Annotated in this window: 3 protein-coding genes; 2 read left to right on the top strand and 1 reads right to left on the bottom strand. The window is 35.4% G+C overall.

Translation table 11 applies throughout. From position 1 onward, the window contains the following. Both GQR46_RS17005 and GQR46_RS17000 read left to right on the top strand, forming a co-directional pair. Positions 1–347: hypothetical protein (locus tag GQR46_RS17005; RefSeq protein ID WP_206009648.1), on the top strand; the 347-nt coding region annotated here is incomplete at its 5' end. 215 nt (positions 348–562) lie between these two features. Beyond that, entirely contained in the window at positions 563–2,983 is a 2,421-nt protein-coding gene (locus GQR46_RS17000; protein ID WP_165741661.1) for a PAS domain S-box protein, read from the top strand. A 122-nt stretch (positions 2,984–3,105) separates the two neighbouring features. Here the strand turns inward: GQR46_RS17000 and GQR46_RS16995 are convergent, their stop codons facing one another. Continuing rightward, positions 3,106–3,729, bottom strand: a complete 624-nt coding sequence (locus tag GQR46_RS16995; protein WP_165741659.1) for a tyrosine-type recombinase/integrase — start codon at positions 3,727–3,729, stop codon at positions 3,106–3,108. Between the last annotated feature and the right edge of the window lie 369 nt (positions 3,730–4,098).

Raw genomic sequence — 4,098 nt, 5'->3', positions numbered from 1 at the left:
TAAGCTTGATTTGTATGATACTTTTGGAGGGCTTAACCTTGACTGATAATTTTAAAATACTGGATGATTTAACTAAAGAGATAAATGAAGGGGCTGGTTATCACAATTTACCAATAGAGCTTTTAATGACTCCTGATTTTATTAAAACACACTCTTGCTTCACTGATTTTGAATGCCTATTGCTTTCAAGTCGCTTGAAAGATAAATACACGACTAATTCAGACTTGTATTCTAGTGCTGAATGGGAGCTTTTTATTAGTAAAAATACAAACGTCAATTCATGGAGAGAGTTGCGAATTAAAGCTGCTATCATATATGTAAAATCAAGATTACCTCATCAGTTATAATCTCCAGAGCAAAGATACTTACTTAAAAATACCACTCTATAACAAGCCTTCGAAATCCTTTTCCATTTTCATTGCTAGTTGATTGAATTTTGGACATGTCAATGATGCACCTTAGATGTGAAATATCTTTATATTTTAGTGATATACATTTCAATATTTAAAGAGCACATCTATACTGTTTTACATGTGCTTATACAAAAGTATTGGGAATGAATGTGCCTGGTAATATAAAAAATTTAGAATCAGAAAACAGAAAGCTAAAACAAACTATTGTTGAACTATCTAAAGAAAGAGATAAATATAAAAAAATCTTTGATGTTTCAGCAGATGCACTTTCAATTATTGATTTAACCTCTAGCAAGTTTATAGAGTGTAATCAATCCGCTATTGATATGCACAGCGTACAAAGCAATGCTAACTTCCTTAACCTTAGCCCTTCTGATTTATCACCTAAGTACCAACCCTGCGGCAGACTCTCTAAAGAAATGGCTAAAGAGTATATAGAAAATACTGTTGTATATGGCTCACGAATCTTCCAGTGGACACATTCTCGCTTAGATGGAACTACTTTCCCTTGCTTGGTGTCGTTAACCTCCTTATCTATTGGTGGCAGTCAGTTAATCTTGGCTGTTGGTCGAGATATATCAGACCTAGTAAAAACTCAAGAAAAGCTGAGCACCGAGTATTCAGAAAGAAAACGTTTTGAAAAAGCTTATTTAGGTGAAAAAGAGAAATTTGAAAAATTTGTAGATTTAGCACCTATTGGTATCATAATAAACGCAATAACTGATGGTAGGTTTGAGTTTGCCAATCAGGAATTCGAGAAAATTACTGGATATAATGCCGAAGAACTTAACCAAATGGATTATTGGCAACTCACCCCGAAAAAATACGCAGAGCAGGAGCAAGAGCAATTGGACTCTCTCTCTGAGTACGGTTATTACGGCCCATATCAAAAAGAGTACATTCACAAAAATGGTGAAGTATATCCTGTACTACTTTCGGGTATAAAAATTACAGACAGTAAAGGACAAGTATTCATTTGGTCTGTTGTACAAGATGTTTCATATCAAAAAAATAGTGAGCAACAACTACAACTAGCTAAGGACAAAGCCGATCTATTTGCACTACGTATGCAGTTAGCTAATGATTCAGCAGGAATTGGTGTTTGGGAGTGGGATTTAAAAACAGGAGTGCTAATGTGGGATAACTGGATGTACAAATTACATGGCATTACAGAATCTCAGTTTTCTGGGGCGTATGATGCATGGATAAATATTGTGCATCCTGACGACATTGAAAACATTAAAAACCAGTTAGAAGAAGCTATTAGTGGCAATGGTTCATATGATCCTGAATTTCGTGTTGTTCATCCGGATGGCAACATAAGAACGATGAAAGCAAGCGCCGAAATATTAAGAGATTCACACGGCGAAGCAATTAAGGTGGTAGGCGTAAACTACGATGTTACAGAGCGAGCTGATGCATTACGCGTTTTGTCAGAAGCAAAATTAGCCGCTGAAAATGCTGTAAAGGCAAAAAGTGACTTTTTGGCCAATATGAGTCATGAAATACGCACGCCAATGAATGCGATTCTGGGCGGTCTACAATTACTAAAAAACACTAACTTATCTACCGAATTGAGTACAGTGCTTAAAAATGCATCCTTCTCAGCCCATAGTCTCTTAATCATAATAAACGATATTTTAGATTATTCGAAAATAGAGTCGAATAAATTGCAAATTGAAAGTGTCCAGTTTTCATTAACCGAAGTACTGGAGTCAGTAAAGTATGATCTAGACTCTTTAGTTAGTGGAAAGCGAATTCAGTTTCTCGTTAATAAGGGGAAAAGCTACAACGAATACTGGATAGGTGACTTAGTTAGGGTTAAGCAGATTATATTAAATTTAGCGACAAATGCAGTCAAGTTCACAGAAAAAGGAAGTGTTCAAATAAACGTCAGCAGCCAACTCTATCAAGATAAACAAGCTATTAAGATTGAAATTATCGACTCCGGTATCGGTATGAGTAAAGAGGCTGTTGAGCATATTTTTGAGCGCTTTACTCAAGCTGATACCTCTACAACGAGAAAGTACGGTGGAACTGGGCTAGGTATGTCCATCACAATCAGCTTAATTGAAGTGATGGGGGGTAAAATGGATATTCAAAGTGCATTAGGAAGAGGCACAACGATAAGCCTTATTCTGCCTTTAGAACAAGTTGATTTTGCACCTGTTAATAAGGCAAAAAAAGCATTATCCGCCCCTAACTTAGAAGGTAAAAAAATATTAGTTGCAGAAGATAATAACATTAATAAAGTGCTAATAGAGGCAATGCTTAAACGAACTAATGCAAACGTTACAATTGTTGAAAATGGTCTACTGGCTGTCGAAGCGGTCCAATGCAACAAATTCGACTTAGTATTAATGGATATACACATGCCTATAATGGATGGTATTGAGGCCCAACAACAAATACAATCTTTAGATCCGAGCCTTACTGTAATGGCACTTACAGCAAATGTTATGGAAACAGATGTAGAAAACTACTATCGTAAGGGGTTTACCGCACATATTGCAAAGCCGATAGACATAAATAAATTGTATGGAACTCTGAAGCATTATTTCAATAGTTAAGAGTCTGATATTTTGCATTATTTAAATGCCCTTAGGTCATTTATGCTTTTAAAGAAATTTAACTGAAATAGGTTTATTGGCACGTGCCAGACTCTAACTTCGAGTCTGGCTTAGGTTCAAATTTAAGCATCGATCTGTTCTGATACTTCTAACGCATCATCAACTTCTATTCCCAAGTACCTGACAGTGCTCTCTAGTTTTCTATGGCCAAGTAGAAGCTGACAGGCTCTTAAATTTTTAGTTTTTTTGTAAATTAGTGATGGTTTGGTACGTCTCATTGAATGAGTGCCATATTGAGTCTTATCTAACCCAATTGAGGTGACCCAAGAGTCAACTATACGTCCATATTGACGGGTTGAAAGGTGTTCAGAGGAATGAATTCGTGACTTAAACAAGTAATCATAAGAATTGAGAGTGAATTGATCTATGAGCGCCACAATTGATTTCCTTGTATTTCCAGTAATTTCAAATTGAACAGGCATACCAGTCTTTTTTTGAACGACTATTGCCCGTGATTGGATTGTTTTCCCATGTGCGATGTCATTAACTTTTAGTGAAACTAAATCACACCCTCTTAGTTTGCTATCTATGGCTAGGTTAAATAGTGCTAGATCTCTTATTTTATGAAAAAGTTCCAGTCGTATTCGGATAGCCCATATTTGCTGTAATTTTAGAGGTAACTTTTGTCCTACAAGCTTATTTTTATTCCAAGGCTCTTTAGGCTGATATATAGTTAGCTGGTGCATTAGTTGTACTCCGGTGTTTATGGAGTTTTAAGCTTAGCTTGCTACAAAAGAATTCGGGTATGAGCGAATAGCGGTCAGTAAATAATTGTCATGCATAAACTCAATGTTTGACCCTACTTAATTTTTTACTAACTAAGAGAAGCTCCTTTAGTTAGGAAGAAAAAGTTACAAAATTAAAGTGTGCTAGTCTCTAGAGTATTATCAGGCTAAATGTTAATTCGACTTATAGTTAGTCGCTCGTTAAGCATGAGTTTACAATAACTGTATTGTTCTTTATGATAATTATACAGGGAGTAGTTAAATAAAATGATATATGGATAAGTAATTGGATATGATAAAAGAAATATTTTTAAAACTTACAAATAATTT

Source organism: Pseudoalteromonas sp. Z1A6 (assembly GCF_011378745.1).
In the GTDB taxonomy this organism is placed as follows: Bacteria; Pseudomonadota; Gammaproteobacteria; order Enterobacterales; family Alteromonadaceae; genus Pseudoalteromonas; species Pseudoalteromonas arctica.
Note: the sequence above shows the minus strand (reverse complement) of the source record. Positions and strands in the feature narration are given on the sequence as shown.

What these genes read in the sequence shown, in the direction of transcription:
- GQR46_RS16995 (WP_165741659.1), bottom strand. Translation starts at nt 3,729, where the DNA reads ATGCACCAGCTAACTATATATCAGCCTAAAGAGCCTTGGAATAAAAAT.